The sequence below is a fragment of the Anaerotruncus sp. DFI.9.16 genome (assembly GCF_024461615.1).
Taxonomy (GTDB): Bacteria; Bacillota; Clostridia; order Oscillospirales; family Ruminococcaceae; genus Anaerotruncus; species Anaerotruncus massiliensis.
The window spans coordinates 1-17,219 of sequence record NZ_JANFZX010000015.1 but is presented as its reverse complement, the minus strand read 5'-3'; the positions used below and the strand labels follow the sequence as shown (position 1 = coordinate 17,219).

Genomic DNA, 17,219 nt, shown 5'->3' with positions numbered 1-17,219 from the left:
CTGCCTCCTCCCGCTTACAGCACCAGGTCCGTGTTGGCAACGATCTCGTTGCGCAGCTTCAGGAACGCCGGATCGGTATAGTTCCTCGGCCTGGGCAGGTCGGGCACGTATTCCTTCTTCACGCCGGTGGGGTGCCCGCCCAGCAGGATGATGCGGTCGCCGAGGTAGATGGCCTCCTCCACGTTGTTGGTGACGAAGATGACCGTGCGGCGGTCCTTCTCCCAGATGCGCAGGATCTCATCCTCCATCGAGTAGCGCGTCTGCGCGTCGAGCGCGCCGAACGGCTCGTCGAGCAGCATGATGTCCGATTCGCTGGCGTACGCCCGGGCGATGCCCACGCGCTGCTGCATGCCGCCCGAAAGCTGCTTGGGCAGGGAGTTTTCAAACCCCTGCAGCCCGACGAGCTCGATGTATTTCTGCGCGGCCGCCTGCCGCTCCGCCTTGGATTTGCCCTTGAACTTCTGGTTGATCTCCACGTTCCCCATGACCGTTTTCCAGGGGAAGAGGGCGTACCGTTGGAAGACTACCCCCAGGTCGCCCATCGGCGGGCGGCCGTTCACGAAGGTGATCTCCCCCCCGGTGGGGGCGTCCAGCCCCGCCAGGATGTTCAGGAGCACCGTCTTGCCGCACTGGCCGGGGCCGAGCAGGACGAGGAACTCGTTCTCCTTGACGGTGATGTTGATGTCCTTGAGCACCTCTTTGGTCTCGCTCTTCAGGTAGAAGGTCTTTGCGAGGTCCTTGATGATTATTGTGTCTTTGAGAACTGCCACGGGCAAAGCACTCCTTCCATTTTCGTCAGGAACAGCGAGAGCAGCGCGCTCACGATGCCGATTGCCAACATGCACACCACGATGAGGGCGGTGTCGCCGATCTCCTGCCCGCGCACGATCAGGAAGCCGACGCCCTGCCGGGCCGCGATCATCTCGGCGGCCACCACGCACATCCAGCCGCTTGAAAGCGCCGTCCGGATGCCCGCGAGGATCGCGGGGATGGTCGCGGGCATGGCCACGTCGACGAGCAGCTGACGCCTGTTCGCGCCGAGCACCTTGCCGGCGCTGATGAGCAGCGGGTCGATCGCCCGGATGCCCGCGCTGGTGTTCAGCACGATCGAGGTGAAGGCGCCGATGAAGACGATGACGATCTTGGCCGTTTCGCCGATGCCGAACCAGATGATGATCATCGGGATCCACGCGATCGGCGGGATGGGGCGGATCATCTCAAAGAGCGGGCCGAAGAAGGCGTTGAACTTTTCGCTCCAGCCGAGCCCCACGCCGAGCGCGATGCCGATGACCACCGCGAAGAGGAAGGCGATGAGCACCCGCCGCAGGCTGACCCAGATATGTACCGGGAGGGTCGCTTTGGAGATGGGGTTTTGCATAATGTCGATAAACCGCGAGAAGGTCGCCGTCGGGGTGGGAAGCATCGTCCCTTCCGCGTGGGAGAGGACGACCCACACGACCACGAAGAGCGCCAGGGAGGAGACCGAAAGCAGCCCGTAAAGGACCTTTTTCACTTTATCGTTCATCACTTATACCTCCAGGGAGCGACTTTCTTCTCAAACAGGCTCAGCACCCAGCCCATCAGCGCGCCCACCAGGCCGATCGTCAGCATGCCGACGATGATGATGTCCGGACGGATCAGGTTGCGGCCGATCTGGATCATGTAGCCCAGCCCCTTGGTGGACGCCAGCATCTCCGCGGCCACCAGCGTGGACCAGGAGGCCGCCAGCGAGACGCGCACGCCGGTGAAGACCATGTTCATCGACGAGGGGATGCAGATCGTCCGGAAGATCTGCCACCGGCTCGCCCCGAAGGTCTGCGCCACGTCGATGAGGGTGGGGTCGGTCAGCTTGATGCCCAGGTAGGAATTGACCACGCAGGGAACGAACGCCGAGATGAAGATGATGAACACCTTCGCCTTGAAGCCGATGCCCAGCGTGAGGATGACGATCGGGATCCACGCGATCGGCGGGATCGGGCGGACCACCTCGAACAGCGGGGTGAAGAAGGAATCCATGCCCTTGTAGTAGCCCATGAAGAGCCCCAGCGGGATGCCGATCACCACCGCCAGCACGAACCCCGCGAGGGAGAGCTTGATGCTGGAGAAGAAGTGAGCGAAGAGCGTGGCTCCGTCCGGCTTGGTGTTGGTCAGCTTGTAAAGAAAGGTTTGGACCGCTGTCGACGGTGCGCAGAGGTTCCGCTCGGAGATGACGCCCACGTGGACAAGCAGCTCCCAGGTGCCGAAAAAGAGCACCAGCCCCAAAATGCTCAGGAGAATCAGATTTCGCTTTTTGTTTTTTGCTTTGTCCATATACTCACCCAATCCAACAAATCGTTTGTGTCGTTCTCATTGGAAGAGGGGGCTCGCGCCCCCTCTTCCCGACGGCCGGCGTTACGAATCAGTTCAGGGTTTTGCCGTAACGGGCGGCCAGTTCCTCGATGAAGCTGCTGTCGATGAAGCCGTTGTCGATCAGCTTCTGCTTGTCGGCCTCCTCGATCGTGCCGGTGTAGACGAAGAAGTCCATCAGGTTCTCCATCGCGATGTCCGCCTTGCGGCTGCCGACCTCGCCCTTGTACCACTCGATTTCGTCGTCCAGCGTCTGGAGCGGGCGCTTCTCGGCGCATTTATAGGAGGTCTCGTAGTCCTGTTCGACGCCGTTTTCAATGCCGATGTCCATCAGGGCCTGCGCGTAGGCATCGAGGTCCTTCGCGTACTTTTCGGACTCCTGGAAGTAGATGTCGAGGTATTCGAGGATCTCGTCGTGCTTTTCGGCCATCGCCTTTTCGGAGGCCACGATGACGGTGGGCATCGCCTCGCCGGTCGCCTCGCCGGAGGAGATGCAGGTCCAGCCTTCCTTCTCCGCGTCAAAGCCCTGCGGGTCCCACAGGCAGACGATGTCCGCCTCGCCCGCCTTGAAGGCGGTAAAGCCCTGCGCGACGCCCATGTCGATGATGTTGACGTCCTCGGTGGTGAGCCCCATCGTCTTGAGGGTTGCGATCAGCGTGAAGTGCGCGGAGGTGGAGGTCGGGCAGAGGATCGTCTTGCCCCTCCAGGTGTCGGCGTTGCCCTTGATGTCCGGGTAGCCGTCAACCTCGCCGGAGACCTGCGCCACGTCGCTGTCCGGACGCGCCCAGATGGTGACCGCCTTGTCGTCGGGCGAGCCGAAGCCGATGACGTGCACGCCGTAGGCCACGCCGCCGGTGATGGACGGCGGGGAACCCATGGTGCCGACGTCCCACTCGTCCGCGCCCAGCGCCTCGTTCTGCGCGGCGCCGCCGGTGAACATGATCATTTCAAAGCCCATGCCGGTCTGCTCGTAGAGGCCGTCCTGCTCCGCCAGCCAGGCGGGGAGGGTGTGGCTGTAGGGCTGTCCGCTCGCCGTGATCTTGGCGAGCCCGCCGCCCGAGGCGCCGCCCGCCGCGGAGCTGCTGCCGTCCGGGGCGCTGGGGGTGTTGCTGGAGCCGCAGCCCGCAACGGAGAGAACCATTGCGGCCGCCAGAACGGCCGTGATCAGCTTTTTCAGGTTTTTCATAAGTATCCTCCCTTTTTTGAACTGTTCGGTTATTTCATTTGCAACCTGCAAAAGGAATCCGGATTTGGGGCCTTGAACGCAATTAATTAATATGATTAATATTTATGTATTTATTATATTCGCCGTTTGTTTTGCCGTCAATTGACAATTCTTTTAATAATTTCGTTTATCTATTAGATAATCTGCTTATTTTTTGCCTTTTTGTCTTGCATTTATGTGGGTAGTAGGATATAATTCTCATAGTATTAATTAGTCATGTTTATTATTGGTATGGAAAAGAGGTAGCCAGCATGCCAGCACCCATGACCTTCCCCGCCGGCCTGTCCGGGAAAACGGCCGTTGTGACAGGCGCCGGCGGGGTCATGTGCAGCCACTTTTCACGCGTCCTCGCCCGGGCGGGCGCGAGGGTCGCCCTGCTTGACATTGACGGGCGGGCCGCCGAGGAGGCCGCCCGCGCCGTCCGCGCGGACGGATTTGAGGCGCGGGCCTACCGCGCCGACGTGCTCGACCGGGAAAGCCTCGAGGAGGTCCACCGCCGGGTCCTCGACGACCTTGGGCCCTGCGACCTTCTCATCAACGGCGCGGGGGGCAACAACCCCAGAGGCAACACCGACGACGAATTCTTTTCCTCCCGCGCGGCGGAGGGCGTCCGGGATTTTTACCGTCTCGACCTTGACGGCTTCAAATTCGTCTTCGATTTGAATTTTATCGGCACCCTCCTGCCCATCCAGGTCTTTTCCGCGGACATGCCGGGCCGACCGGGCTGCTCGATCCTGAACGTCTCCTCGATGAACGCGATCAAGCCGCTGACCAAGCTGCCCGCCTACAGCGCCGCAAAGGCCGCCGTCTCCAACTTCACTGAGTGGCTCGCCACCTATTTCGCGAAGGAGGGCATCCGTGTGAACGCCCTCGCGCCCGGCTTCTTCATCACCAACCAGAACCGGCCCAACCTGCTGGACGCGGAGGGCGGCTTTACCGACCGCGCGCGCAAAATTCTCGCGGGCACCCCGATGGGGCGGTTCGGCGAGATCGACGAGCTCTCCGGGGCGCTCCTTTTCCTGCTCTCCCCGCAGGCGGCGTCCTTCATCACCGGCGTGGTTTTGCCGGTTGACGGTGGATTTAACGCCTACTGTGGAGTATAATGCTTTTGAGGGGAACTCCGCGGGCACACGCCCGCGACCACCATTTCTGTACCGAAACGAGTTGAAGGGCTATGTTACCAACCGGCGTCAACATGACCAACGTCAAACAGATCAACCGATCCGCGGTGCTGCAGCTTTTACTGCGCAACGGGGGGATGTCCCGCACCGACCTCGCGGAGAAGCTGAACCTGACCACTGCGACGCTGACGTCCATCTGCAACGATTTCATCCAGAAGGGCCTGCTGATCCAGTCGGACGGCGGCAAATCCCAGAGCCCCGGCCGCAAGAAATGCCCCCTGGACATCAACGGCACCTATAAATATGCCATCGCGGTGAGCCTGCACTACAACGGGCACATCATCGCGATCACCGACCTGCGCGGGCAGGCGGTCGCCTGGACCTCCTTCTCGGTCGAGGCCCCCTACGACGCGGAGCATTTTTTCAAAAAGCTCGCCGACGCCTGCATCCGCCTGCTGTGGGAAAACAACATCCCCTGCGAACGGGTGCTCGGGGCGTGCGTCTGCATCGTCGGCTCGGTCGACCAGGAGGCGGGGGTCAGCCTCAACCCCTTCAGCATCTTCGGGGAGGGGCAGGTCCCCATCCGGCAGCTCCTGGAAAAGGAACTGCCCTTCCCCATCTGCGTGGAGAACAACGTCTGCGCCTTCCTCAACGCCGAAATCCTGCTCGGCTGCGCGACCGATTCCAATGTCATCGCGCTCAAATGGGGCCCCGGCGTCGGGTCGGCCTCCTCGATCGGCGGCGTGATCTGCAAGGACCACACCTTCCACTCCTCCGAGATCGGGCACACCTACTTTTACCGAAACGACGGCCGGACCTGCAAATGCGGGCGCAGAGGCTGCCTCGAGACGGGCGTGAATCTCTCCCGCATCGAGGAGAAGATCCTCGAGCTGCTGCCCGACGAGCCCGCGCTCCAGCAGGTGCGGGAGGCGCACGGCGCGCCGCACGTCACGAACATCATCTCCTACCTCTCCGCCGACTGCCCCGCCCTGCGCGGCTTCTTCGAGTCCTGCGTGCACGATCTGGCCATCGGCGTGAACAACGCGATTCAGGTCTTCTCCCCCGACCGGGTCATCCTCTACGGCGTGCTCTTCGAGGTGCCCGGCGCGGCCGACCGCTTCATCGACGAGGTCGTGCGGCTCAATCCCTTCATCGGGCGGGAGCTCTTCCAGCGCAGCGCCCTCTCCTGGAAGACAGATTACATCGGCCCCGCCGCGACCGCCATCAAGACCTACCTGATCGACACGGGCGGCGAGGCGTAGCCTCCCACCCCCCAAAAAAACGGATCAAACCGCCCCGGCCTTACGGCCGGGGCGGTTTTTCGCATCAGGAAGGGCGGCGCCGGCAAACCTGCCGACGCCGCCCGGAGGGCCCTGTCATCCGACGGGGATCAGATCATATAGCCGCGCACGAGGCAGACCAGATCGTCGTATCCGGCGAGGAAGGTCTTGATCGTGTCGTGAAAGCCGCCGTAGCGGACGAACTCCTCCGGCTTCATGCCGTCCTCGTCGTAGGACTTGCGGAACTCGCCGAGCTTTTCGAGGGCGGCGAGGTACTCCGCGGGGACCGGCTCGCCGATGCGGTCCTCCACGGGCATGTCGCAGCCGCCGTTGAGGCGCTGCTGCCACTTGTAGTTGATCGTCTGGCAGAGGTCGCCGCCCACCAGCTCGGACCAGTGGTAGACGTTGCGGTTGGCGGCGCTCAGCAGCCGGGTGGTGTAGCCGCGCTCCTTGTAGATGGCGTACGCCTTCTTGATGACGGCGACGCCCGCCCACTCGAGCGCCTCGGGGATGACGGTGATGCCCTCGGCGGCGGTCGCGGCCTTCATCCAGTCGTCGGTGCGGCCGATCATGATGGTGCAGACGGGCGCCATTTCATCGCAGGGCAGGCCCTCGGCCTTCCGGCGCGCGAGGCCGCGCTCGACGGCCTCCGCCACGGCGACCGCCTGCGCCACGGTGAAGCTCACCGTCGCGTTGATCGACACGCCGCGGTAGGTGGCCTCCTCCATCGCCTCGATGCCGGCGGCGGAGGCGGGCAGCTTGACCTGCATATTCCTGCCGAGCGTGTTGAGCATGACGGCCTGCTCGACCATCTTGTCCCTGCTGCGGTAGTATTTCGCGTTCACCTGGATCGAGAGGCGGCCCTTCCTGCCCTTGAATTTTTCAAAGACGGGCAGCAGCTTTTTGCTGCGCTCCCGGCCCACCTCGTAGAGGAGCAGCCAGGTGATCTCGTCCTCGGTGGCCGAGGGGTTCTCCGCGATCAGTCGGCGGATGCGGGGCTCCCAGTAGGGGAGCTCCTCCTTGACCACCGCGCCCACGATGATCGGGTTGCTCGTCGCGCCCACGATGCCGCGCTCGAGGCCGTAGTCCAGCTCCTCCTCCCCGCAGGAGTCCATCCAGATGTCGGTGTCGGGAAAGCGGACCGCCGTCTCGTGCAGCACGCCTTTATAGTCGCTCATGTCGTTTCCTCCTGTCAATGGATGTGTGTCGTCATTCCTTCACGGTGCTGTCCCACGCGTCGCGGAAGACGCCGAGGCCGTAGGAGGTGAAGGGGTGCTCAAAGGAGTCCTTATAGACCTGAAGCCCGCAGGTGACGATGTCCGCGCCCGCGCAGGCGTAGTCGACGATCTGCTTGCCGCTGCGCACGGCGGCGACGATGATCTCGGTCTTATAGTCGTAGTTGCGGTAGATTTCCACGATCCTGGAGATGTACTCGAGCGCGTCCTCGCCGTTATTCTCCTTCCAGCCCACAAAGGGGGAGACGAACTTTGCGCCCAGCTTGGCCGCCTGGATCGCCTGGGAGGGGCTGAACACGAGGGTCACGTTGGTGCGCACGCCCTGCTCCTCGAGCTTTTTGGCGGCGATGACTCCCTGCTCGCAGCAGGGGATCTTGATGGCGTAGTTCTTCGAGTAGGAGGCGACCTCCTTGGCGGCCGCCACGATCTCTTCCCATTGGTCGAGATGAGGGTTGATCTCGAAGGAGACGGGGAAATCCGTCCCCTCGAGGCCGGTCTCCCGCAGCCACGCCGCGATGTCCCGCACGCACTGCATGAACGGCTTGCCGCTCAGCTTGATGTGCTTGGGGTTGGTGGTCACGCCGTCGATGCAGTAGTGCTCGTAGGCGAATTTGATCTCGTCGAGTTTTGCGCTGTCCAGAAAGTATTTCATGCCGCTCTCTCCTTATTTGTAAATGGTTTCTTCCAGATTCGCCACCTTGACGCGCGCGTTTTTGAGAAATTCCCTGCGCCACTCCTCGAGGTTGTCGGTGAAGCCGGTGTCGAGGAATTTGTCCACCATGGCCACGCCCAGTTCGGGCGCGACGATCCAGCCGCCCATCGTCATGACGTTGGCGTCGTTGATCGCCCGGCATTTCTCCGCCGCGTAGACGCTCTCGCACGCCACGGCGTAGACGCCCCGGTATTTGTTGGCCACCACGGCCATGCCCGCGCCCGTCCCGCAGATCAGGATGCCGCGCGAAAATTCGCCCGACTGGACCCGCTCGGCGACGACCGGCGCCACCTCGAAATAGGGGATGCCCGCTTCGAGCGACCGGGTGCCGCAGTCCTCCACCTCGACGCCCCGTTCAAGCAGGTGGGCCTTGACCGCCTCCTTGAGGGAAAAGCCCGATTTGTCCGAACCGATGATGATCTTTTGCACGATAACTCCTCCTTCGCGCGGGGCCTTCCCCGCGCCGTTTATCCCTTTTTCGTCGCGACGGCGGATCTGGCCGCCGCCGCGATGTCTTTCGCCGTGAGGCCGTACTTCTCCTTGAGAAACTCGGTGAGCCCCACCTCGCCGAAGTGGTCCCGCACCCCGACCCGGCGCAGCGGCACGGGGCGGTTCTCCGACAGGCACTCGGCGACCGCGCCGCCCAGGCCGTTTAAAATCGAGTGGTTCTCCGCGCTCACGACCGCGCCCGTCTTTCCGGCGCTGGCGATCAGCAGCGCCTCGTCGAACGGCTTGACGGTGTGGAAGTTGAGCACCTCCGCGTCGATGCCGTCCGCCCTTAGAAGCTCCGCGGCGTCGAGCGCCTCGGCGGTCATGATGCCGCTGGCCGCGATGGTGACGTCGCGGCCCTCGCGCAGGACGATCCCCTTGCCGAGGGTGCAGGCGCAGCCCTCCTCGAAAATTTTCACCGCGTTGCGGCGCAGGAGGCGGATGTAGACCGGCCCCGCGCACTCCACGATCTGCGGGAAGGCGGCGCGCAGCTGGGCGCTGTCGGTCGGCTCGAAGATCGTCATGCCGGGGATGTTGCGCATGATCGCCACATCCTCCATGCTCATGTGGGTGCCGCCGTTGAGCTCGGCGGTCACGCCCGGGTCGCTGCCCATGATCTTGACGCCGAGCCCCGCGTAGGCCACCGACAGCGTCACCTGGTCGCACACCCGGCGGGTGGAGAAGGGGGTGAAGGTGTGGGTGAAGGGGATCTTCCCCATCGCCGCCATGCCGGCGGCCGTGCCGATCATGCCCGCCTCGGCGATCCCCACGTTGATTGTCCGCTCGGGGAACCGCTCTTTGAAGCGGCCGGTGCCGGCCGCCTTGCTCAAATCGGCCTCCAGGATGACGACGCGCTCGTCCCGTTCGGCCGCCGCGATGAGCTCATCCACATAGGTCTCCCTCAGCCATCTGTTTTCCAGTTCCATCATGCGTCCTCCTCGTCCAGCAGCGCCACCGCTTTCTGCCACATTTCCCCGGTGATGTTCATGTTGTGGGAGGCGACCTGGTTCTCGCAGAAATAGCCGCCCTTGCCCTTGACGGTGTCCAGAAGGATCATCGACGGGCGGTCGGTGATCTTCTGCGCGTTGTCGATCGCGTGGGCGATGGCCGCGACGTCGTGGCCGTCCACCGACTGCACATGCCAGCCGAACGCCTCCCACTTTTTGTCGAGCGGGTAGAGGCCGTTGACCTCTTCGATGTACCCGTCAAGCTGCATTTTGTTGTAGTCGGTGAAGGCGATCAGGTTGCCGAGCCTGCGGCTGCCCGCCAGCATCGCGGCCTCCCAGATCTGCCCCTCCTGGCTCTCCCCGTCGCCGATGATCGTATAGACACGGACGGGGCTGCGGTCCAGCTTTCCCGCCACCGCCATGCCCACGGCGGCCGAGAACCCCTGCCCGAGGCTTCCCGTCGTCATGTCGACGCCCGGCGTGCGGTTCATATCGCAGTGGCTCGGGAGGTTGGTGTTCGGGCGGTTGAGGGTGTCCAGCCAGTCGAGCCCGAAATAACCCCTGAGCGCCAGCGTCGCGTAGAGCGCCGGGCCGCCGTGCCCCTTGGAGAGGACGAAGCGGTCGCGGTCGGGCTTCTTCGGATCCGCCGGGTCGATGTTCATCACGTCGAAATAGAGCACCGCGAGGACCTCGGGCAGCGAGAGGCTGCCCCCGATGTGGCCCACGCCGAGCTTCCCGATCGACGTCAGCGTGTATTTGCGGATTTCATGCGCCTTTTTCCGCAGCATGGCGGCTTTTTTCTCATTCAAGGCTTTCGGCCCCTTTCTTATAGGATCGAGCGCAGCAGCGCTTCGACGGTCTCCTGGTTCATTTCCGCCGGCGTGAGCTGGATGATCGCCGCCGTCAGCCCGACTTCGGCGATGTGCGGGATGTCCGCCTCCCGCACGCCGAGCTCCCGAAGCCGCACCGGCATCTTCATGCTCCGCATCAGCGCCTCCACCCCGTCCGCGAGCGCGTCCGCGTCCGCGTAGCCAAGGTACCCGGCGAGCACCCGCAGCTTTTCGGCCGCGCCCTGCTTCGCCGCCCGGATGAAGGCCGGCAGGGTGATCGAGCAGGCCGTGCCGTGGCTGGCGTGAAACTCGGTGGTCAGCGGGAAGCTGACCGCGTGGATGCCCGTCGTCCGGGTCTGGCTGAACGCCACGCCCGCCACCAGCGCCGCCGTGATCATCGCGCCGCGCGCCGCGGTGTCGTCCGGATGGTCGTAGGCGGCCTTGATGTTCTCGAGAATCGTCTTGAGCGCGCCCATCGCCAGAAAGTCGCACATCGGCTGGCTCTCCTTGTTCCAGTAGGCCTCGATCGCGTGGCAGAAGGCGTCCATGCCGGTGGAGGCGGTCACCGCCGGAGGCAGCGAATAGGTCATCTCCGGGTCGATGAGCGCCTCGTCCGCCCAGAACTCGTCGGTGACGAAGGGCATCTTGACCCCCGCGCGCGGGTTGGTGTAGACGCCGACGTTGGTGACCTCGCTGCCGGTGCCCGCGGTGGTCGGGATGAGGATCAGCTTCACCGCGCGGGGACCGAACCGTTTGGTGCCGCCCGCGTAGTAGTCGTAGATGCTGCCGCCATTGGTCACGAGGCAGGCCACGACCTTCGCCACGTCCATCGCGCTGCCGCCGCCCACGCCGATGACCGTCTCGGCGCGCGCGGCGCGCGCGGCCTCGGCGCACGCGTCCACGCTCACGGTGGAGGGGTTGGGCTCGATGCCGCTGAAGTAGGAAACGGTCTTGCCCTCGAGCGCGCCGCCGAGCTTTTCGGCAACGCCGCTTTGGTAGAGAAAGGGATCGCAGACGATCATGACCCTCTCCCCCCGGATCCGCCCGGTCATGTTATGCGCGATGCCGCCGCCGTAGTGCACGGCGACCGGCATGTGGAAGCGGAAATTCTTTGTGTTCATAGTCAACGCCCTCCTGGTCTTGATATGGTTTACATGGAGGCGGCCAGATGCCCCTCCTCCTTCTTACGCTGTTCAAACAGGACGCCCATCGCGCCGGCCAGCACCACCGCGACGCCCAAAAGCTGCTTCCCCGTGAGGGTCTCCCCGAAGAGCAGGAAGCTGATGACGGTGGAGACGATCGGCATGAAGAGCAGAAACACCTTGACGAGCCAGACGGGGAAACGCGCGAGGTCGTAGTAGTAGACGATGTAGACGCCCGTCTGCCCGAGCCCCGCGACGACGAGCCCGAGGGTGATCCCGGGGTCGGTCCCAAAGAGGCGGAGCTGCCCGATCGTGCCCATCATGCAGGCGGTGACGGTGAAGAGGATCATCGTCACAAAATTGTTGTAGTAGGCGATCACATCGTTGGAGACGGGATTTTTCCCGCTGCGCTGCACGCTCTTGATGAGGAACGCGTTGATCGAGACGAAGAGCGCGCTCAGGATGAAGAAGATGTCCCCCTTTCCGCCGAGGGAGGCGTGCAGGAAGTCGAAGTCCATCACGAGCAGCACGCCGAAGAGCATCACAAAGGTGTCGACCCACTCCCGGCCGGTGAACTTCTGCTTATAGATGATGACGCTGATGAGGTTGACGAAGAGGATGTCCGTCTTGAGCAGGGCGGTGCCCGCGCCCGCCGGGGAGAGGGAGAGGCCGACGAACGCCGTGAGGTCGAGCAGGAAGCCCATCAGCCCGATCAGCAACAGCCGGACGGCCACGCCCTTCACCCTCAAAAGGGAGGGCAGCTCCCGCTTCCAGAGCATGACGGCGGTCAGCAGCACCATTGTCAGCAGGCGGATGACGATCCCGACCGTAAAGACGGACATCTGCTCCACCGACTTGTGGCTGGCCACATAATAGATCCCCCAGATGAGCGCCAGCAGAAGCAGCGGCGCCGCCTGTTTTGGTTTCATCGCGATTCCCCCCATCCGCCTCCCCGTCATCATGCCGCGGAACCGGGCCGCGGACGCTGGGGGGACGCTCCAGAATTATTTAATTAATCAATTTAATAATATCTGTTTTTATTATACCGATTTCCGCCCCTGTGTAAAGTGGTTTTCTGCCATATTTTCGTATTTTTGTCTGTATAACACAAATCAAGCATGCTATTTTGGCGTTTTCGCCCATGATCTTCCAAGCCTTTTATTAGTTAATCATTCTTTTTAAAGTCCTTTACCCTCCTCCCATTTTCCTGCCAGCAGACTGTCAGCGGCCCGCCCGCCGCGCGCGTTTTTTCCCGCCGGGCGGCGCCGGCACCTTTTTTCCCCGCCGGGCATAGTCTGAAACAGGAAAAAAGGCACCAAAACCACCGACAGGAGGAATTCTATGCCCATCATCTATCTGAGCCCGTCCACGCAGGACTGGAATCACTTTGTCAACGGCGGCACCGAGGAATACTATATGAACCTCATCGCGGACGCGATGGAGCCCTACCTGCTCTCCTCCGGCATCCGCTGGGTGCGCAACACCCCCGACATGACCGCTGCGTCGTCGATCGCGCAATCCAACCACGGCAACTACGACCTGCACCTCGCGCTGCACTCCAACGCCGCGCCCGAGGGGGAGGCCGGGCTGCGTCAGGGCTCGGAGGTCTACTACTACCCGACGAGCGCCGCCGGGAAACGGGCGGCCGACATCATCGCGGAGAACCTCAAGGAGATCTACCCCTACCCCTGGCTGGTCAAGACGGTCCCGACCACCAGGCTCGGCGAGGTCGCCAAGACGCGCGCGCCCGGCGTGCTGATCGAGTTCGCCTACCACGACAACCTCGAGGACGCCGAATGGATCAAGGCCAACATCGCCGAGATCGCCGCCAACGTCGCCTATTCGCTGACCGATTACTTCGGCATTCCCTTCGTCCTGCCGCAGGCGCCGCGCCGGGGCACCGTCGTCGTCCGGTCGGGCTGGCTCAACATCCGCCAGTTTCCCTCCACCGAATCACAGTCGATCGCGCGCGCCTGGAACGGCGATCCCATCATCGTCAACGGCCAGTGGAACAACTGGTACGTCGTCAACTTCCGGGGCACGGTCGGTTACGCCGATTCCCGCTACATCCGCATCCCGCGCTGAAGGAGGGGAAGCATGAACGAACAGTATCCGTTTGAACTCGCCCCGCTCCCCTACGCCTACGACGCGCTTGAACCGTACATCGACAGCCGCACCGTGTCGGTCCACCACGACCGCCACCAGGCGGGCTATGTCAAAAAGCTCAACGAAGCCCTCCGGGAGTTCCCCGAATTCCACAGCTGGTCCCTCGAGCAGCTCATCCTCGGCTGCGACCGGCTTCCCGAGCGGATCCGCACCGACGTGCTGCGCAACGCGGGCGGCGTCTGGTCGCACGAGTTTTATTTCGACTGCATGACCCCCAAGCCCGCCTCCGTCTGTCCCTGCGGCGCGCTCGCCAAGGCGGTGGACGCCGCCTTCGGCTCCTGCGAGCGGCTGCGCGACGTGATGACCCAGTCGGCGCTTACCCGGTTCGGCTCGGGCTGGGCGTGGCTCGCCTGCGACGGGGACGGGCGGCTGCGCGTCCTCTCCACCGGGAACCAGGACACCCCTCTGCCCCTCGGGCTGCGGCCGGTCCTCTGCGTCGACGTGTGGGAGCACGCCTACTACCTCAAGTACCTCAACCTGCGGGCCGATTATCTCGAAGCCTGGTGGAAGCTCGTCGACTGGCAGTTCGCCGGGGAAAATTACGAGGCCTGCGGGTGTGGAAAAATTTTCGTCGAAAACACTTGACTTTAGCGATTTTACCTGCTAAAATAAGATTCAGCATTTTACATCAACGCGTCAATGCGTTGATGCACGAAAGGCAGCGACCGGAGACAAGTAGGTCCTTCCGATCCCCCACAGAAAGCGGCCGGATGATGAGAGGCGCGGGGAGGGGCGGTACCGAATACCCTCCGCGAGCCGCGCACCGAACGGGAAACCCAGTAGGCTGCGCCGGGAGCGCCCGTTAACGCGCGGGGTGCCGGGAAGCCGGGCACCCGCAGAGGCGCCGCCCGCGAGGCCGGCGCAAACCGAGGTGGTAACACGGGAACACGTCCCGTCCTCCGGAAGTTCCGGAGGACGGGATTTTTTGTTCCTTCGGGACCGCGGAAGGCGGGACGGCAATGAGGAGGACATCGTTATGTTTGAAAAAATCCTGATGATCGCACTGTTTTTTGCCGTCACGGTCGGCATCGGCGTCTACTGCCGCCGCCACGCGGGCAACGTCGGCGACTTCGTGCTCGGCGGGCGCAACGTGGGGCCGTGGGTCACCGCGTTCGCCTACGGCACCTCCTACTTTTCGTCGGTGGTGTTCGTCGGCTACGCGGGGCAGTTCGGCTGGAATTTCGGTGTCGCCTCCACCTGGATCGGCATCGGCAACGCCCTCATCGGCAGCCTGCTCGCCTGGGTGGTGCTCGGGCGGCGCACCCGCGTCATGACCAAGCACTTCGAGTCGGCCACCATGCCCGATTTCTTCGCCAAGCGGTACTGCTGCCCCGCCCTGCGCACCGTCGCGTCGGTCATCATCTTCGTCTTTCTCGTGCCCTACTCCGCCTCGGTCTACAAGGGCCTGTCCGGCCTCTTCTCAATGGCGTTCGGCATCGACTTCACCTGGTGCGTGCTCGGCATCGCCCTGCTCACCGGCATCTATGTCGTGGTCGGCGGCTATATGGCCGCCGCGCTCAACGACCTCGTGCAGGGGATCATCATGCTCGGCGGCATCTGCCTCGTCGTCGTCTTCATCCTGAACGGCCAGGGCGGCTTCTCCTCCGCCTTCGCCCGGCTCTCCGTCATCCCGAGCGAGACGGCCCCCGCCTTAAACGGCGCGTTCGTCTCCTTCTTCGGGCCCGACCCGCTCGCCCTGCTCGGCGTCGTCATCCTGACGAGCCTCGGCACGATGGGCCTGCCCCAGATGGTCCACAAGTTCTACACGATCAAGAACGAGAAATCGATCCACGCCGGGACGATCATCTCCACCCTCTTCGCGCTTGTTATCGCGGGGGGCAGCTACTTCATGGGCGCGTTCGGGCGGCTCTACTACACCGTTCCCGAGGGGGGCAAGCCGGTCTTCGACAACATCGTCCCCCAGATGCTCGCCTCCTCCCTGCCCGACCTGCTGATCGGCGTCGTCATGATCCTCGTCCTCTCCGCGTCGATGTCGACCCTCTCCTCCCTCGTCATCACCTCCTCCTCCACCTTCACCCTCGATTTCCTCAAGGGCGTCTTCATGAAGGACATGACCCACAAGGTCCAGCTCCGCTGGATCCGGCTGCTCTGCATCTTCTTCGTCGCGCTGTCGGTCGTGCTCGCCCTCAACCCCAACAACCTCATCACCTCCCTCATGTCCCTCTCGTGGGGCGCGTTGGCGGGCGCCTTCCTCGGGCCCTTCATCCTCGGGCTCTTCTGGCGGGGCGCGACCACCGCGAGCGTGTGGGTGAGCTTTGCGGTCGGCATCGGCATCTGCGTGTGGAACTTCTTCTTCCCCTTCACCGCGCCGACCTCGGCGGGCGCGATCGCGATCGTCGCCTCCCTCGTCATCACCCCGCTCGTCAGCCTCGTCACCCCCAAGCTGTCGCAGCCGCACCTCGACGTGACCTTCTCCTGCTACGACGAGAAGGTCGCCGCCCCGCACAAGTTCGTGCTCAACCCGATCTCCGAATAGAACGCGAAAGCCCCCTCCCGCCGCTGCGGGAGGGGGCTTTCCTTCCTCTTCGCGGGAGGGGCGGGCCGCTTTCTTTTTTCCCCGAAATTTTGTGAGATGGGGTTGACAAAATCGACCGGCGCGGCTATAATAATATTCAGTAATCATTATCATTATTAAAAATAACCGGTAAGGATTGGAGCCTATGAAATATTCCAGACAGCGGGAGCTTATCCGCCAGGCTGTGATGGAGCACCCCGTGCACCCGACGGCGGACGCCGTCTACGCGATGGTGCGCGAGCGGGAGCCGAACATCAGCCTCGGCACCGTCTACCGCAATCTCAACCAGCTTGCCCAGCAGGGGGAGCTCCTCAAGATCTGCCTGCCCGGCGCGTCCGACCGCTTTGACGCGCGCACCGACGCGCACCACCACCTGCTCTGCGACCGCTGCGGCCGGCTCTACGACATCGAGCTCGGCGACCTGAGCGGCCTCGAGGCCCGCATCCGCGGCATCACCGACTTTACCGTGACCGGCTACCAGGTCTACATCACGGGGATCTGCCAAAACTGTGCCGAAAAGCACTGACAAATAAATTCAAGAAAGAGGTATGTGACATGAAAGATCTGAAGGGCACCAAGACCGAAGCCAACCTTGCCGCGGCGTTTGCGGGCGAAAGCCAGGCGCGCAACAAGTACACCTACTACGCCTCCAAAGCGAAGAAAGAGGGCTTTGTCCAGATTTCCAACCTGTTCTTAGAGACCGCCGCCAACGAGAAGGAGCACGCCGAGATCTGGTTCAAGCTGCTCCATGACGGCATCCCCGACACGGCCGCCTGCCTGAAGGACGCCGCCGCGGGCGAAAACTACGAGTGGACCGACATGTACGCCACCTTCGCCAAGGAAGCCAAGGAAGAGGGCTTTGACAAGATCGCATTCCTCTTTGAGTCGGTCGCCAAGATCGAGAAGGAGCATGAAGAGCGTTACCTCGCTCTGCTCAAGAACGTCGACACCAAGCAGGTGTTCGAGAAGACCGGAATCGTCATCTGGCAGTGCTCCAACTGCGGCCACATCCATGTGGGCGAGAAGGCCCCGCTGGTCTGCCCGGTCTGCGACCATCCGCAGGCGTACTTCCAGCTCCAGTGCAAGAACTACTGATTTTGTTTCCTCCCCAATTTTGAATACGCCTTCCAAATTTTCACGATACTTGCCCGGAACGGTTACGCCGTCCGGCAGGCCAAGGAGAAGCGCGG

At 63.0% G+C, this 17,219-nt stretch carries 18 protein-coding genes; 7 read left to right on the top strand and 11 right to left on the bottom strand.

The annotated features are described in order from the left end of the window. Positions 1 to 14: 14 nt before the first annotated feature. The 4 genes from NE609_RS08035 to NE609_RS08020 form a co-directional block, all read right to left on the bottom strand. Positions 15 to 770, bottom strand: a complete 756-nt coding sequence (locus NE609_RS08035) for an ABC transporter ATP-binding protein (protein ID WP_101553248.1) — start codon at positions 768 to 770, stop codon at positions 15 to 17. Beyond that, complete coding sequence (locus NE609_RS08030; RefSeq protein WP_121586837.1) at positions 746 to 1,525, bottom strand: ABC transporter permease; 780 nt, start codon at positions 1,523 to 1,525, stop codon at positions 746 to 748. Before NE609_RS08030 ends, NE609_RS08035 begins: the two co-directional genes overlap by 25 nt. Continuing rightward, complete coding sequence (locus NE609_RS08025) at positions 1,525 to 2,310, bottom strand: ABC transporter permease (protein WP_101551682.1); 786 nt, start codon at positions 2,308 to 2,310, stop codon at positions 1,525 to 1,527. Before NE609_RS08025 ends, NE609_RS08030 begins: the two co-directional genes overlap by 1 nt. Positions 2,311 to 2,398: 88 nt before the next feature. Then, the gene (locus NE609_RS08020) at positions 2,399 to 3,532 is read right to left on the bottom strand and encodes an ABC transporter substrate-binding protein (RefSeq protein WP_256152245.1); all 1,134 of its coding nucleotides are present in this window, start codon (positions 3,530 to 3,532) and stop codon (positions 2,399 to 2,401) included. 290 nt (positions 3,533 to 3,822) lie between these two features. Between NE609_RS08020 and NE609_RS08015 the strand changes: the two genes are divergently transcribed. Together NE609_RS08015 and NE609_RS08010 are read left to right on the top strand one after the other, a co-directional pair. Then, entirely contained in the window at positions 3,823 to 4,674 is an 852-nt protein-coding gene (locus NE609_RS08015; protein ID WP_256152244.1) for an SDR family oxidoreductase, read from the top strand. A gap of 71 nt (positions 4,675 to 4,745) precedes the next feature. Then, on the top strand, positions 4,746 to 5,954 hold the full coding sequence (locus NE609_RS08010) for an ROK family transcriptional regulator (RefSeq protein ID WP_256152243.1): 1,209 nt from the start codon (positions 4,746 to 4,748) through the stop codon (positions 5,952 to 5,954). A 128-nt stretch (positions 5,955 to 6,082) separates the two neighbouring features. Here NE609_RS08010 and NE609_RS08005 read toward each other — a convergent pair whose 3' ends face one another. Genes NE609_RS08005 through NE609_RS07975 form a run of 7 tightly spaced genes read right to left on the bottom strand, consistent with a single transcriptional unit; the run spans position 6,083 to position 12,256 of the window. Next, on the bottom strand, positions 6,083 to 7,150 hold the full coding sequence (locus NE609_RS08005; RefSeq protein ID WP_121586841.1) for a transaldolase family protein: 1,068 nt from the start codon (positions 7,148 to 7,150) through the stop codon (positions 6,083 to 6,085). 31 nt (positions 7,151 to 7,181) lie between these two features. After that, positions 7,182 to 7,859: a transaldolase family protein gene (locus NE609_RS08000; RefSeq protein WP_256152242.1), complete on the bottom strand. Its 678-nt coding sequence runs from the start codon at positions 7,857 to 7,859 to the stop codon at positions 7,182 to 7,184. A gap of 12 nt (positions 7,860 to 7,871) precedes the next feature. Further along, complete coding sequence (locus NE609_RS07995; protein ID WP_121586843.1) at positions 7,872 to 8,348, bottom strand: RpiB/LacA/LacB family sugar-phosphate isomerase; 477 nt, start codon at positions 8,346 to 8,348, stop codon at positions 7,872 to 7,874. Positions 8,349 to 8,386: 38 nt separating this feature from the next. Continuing rightward, positions 8,387 to 9,334, bottom strand: a complete 948-nt coding sequence (locus NE609_RS07990; protein WP_256152241.1) for a transketolase family protein — start codon at positions 9,332 to 9,334, stop codon at positions 8,387 to 8,389. After that, on the bottom strand, positions 9,334 to 10,164 hold the full coding sequence (locus tag NE609_RS07985) for a transketolase (protein WP_256152240.1): 831 nt from the start codon (positions 10,162 to 10,164) through the stop codon (positions 9,334 to 9,336). The genes NE609_RS07990 and NE609_RS07985 overlap by 1 nt, the downstream gene beginning before the upstream one ends. 17 nt (positions 10,165 to 10,181) lie before the next feature. Continuing rightward, positions 10,182 to 11,306, bottom strand: a complete 1,125-nt coding sequence (locus NE609_RS07980; protein ID WP_256152239.1) for an iron-containing alcohol dehydrogenase family protein — start codon at positions 11,304 to 11,306, stop codon at positions 10,182 to 10,184. A 29-nt stretch (positions 11,307 to 11,335) separates the two neighbouring features. Next, the gene (locus tag NE609_RS07975; RefSeq protein ID WP_256152238.1) at positions 11,336 to 12,256 is read right to left on the bottom strand and encodes a DMT family transporter; all 921 of its coding nucleotides are present in this window, start codon (positions 12,254 to 12,256) and stop codon (positions 11,336 to 11,338) included. A gap of 412 nt (positions 12,257 to 12,668) precedes the next feature. Here NE609_RS07975 and NE609_RS07970 point away from each other — a divergent pair, with 412 nt between their 5' ends. The 5 genes from NE609_RS07970 to rbr all read left to right on the top strand — a co-directional run bounded on the left by NE609_RS07970 (position 12,669) and on the right by rbr (position 17,124). Then, positions 12,669 to 13,412: an N-acetylmuramoyl-L-alanine amidase gene (locus NE609_RS07970; protein WP_101551700.1), complete on the top strand. Its 744-nt coding sequence runs from the start codon at positions 12,669 to 12,671 to the stop codon at positions 13,410 to 13,412. A gap of 12 nt (positions 13,413 to 13,424) precedes the next feature. Then, positions 13,425 to 14,078: a superoxide dismutase gene (locus NE609_RS07965; protein ID WP_256152237.1), complete on the top strand. Its 654-nt coding sequence runs from the start codon at positions 13,425 to 13,427 to the stop codon at positions 14,076 to 14,078. 391 nt (positions 14,079 to 14,469) lie between these two features. Next, the gene (locus tag NE609_RS07960) at positions 14,470 to 15,990 is read left to right on the top strand and encodes a sodium:solute symporter (protein WP_121586848.1); all 1,521 of its coding nucleotides are present in this window, start codon (positions 14,470 to 14,472) and stop codon (positions 15,988 to 15,990) included. Between the two features lie 184 nt (positions 15,991 to 16,174). Further along, entirely contained in the window at positions 16,175 to 16,555 is a 381-nt protein-coding gene (locus NE609_RS07955; RefSeq protein WP_121586849.1) for a transcriptional repressor, read from the top strand. A gap of 29 nt (positions 16,556 to 16,584) precedes the next feature. Further along, a complete protein-coding gene (gene rbr, locus NE609_RS07950; protein WP_101551708.1) occupies positions 16,585 to 17,124 on the top strand; it encodes a rubrerythrin in 540 nt (179 codons plus the stop codon). Positions 17,125 to 17,219 lie beyond the last annotated feature (95 nt).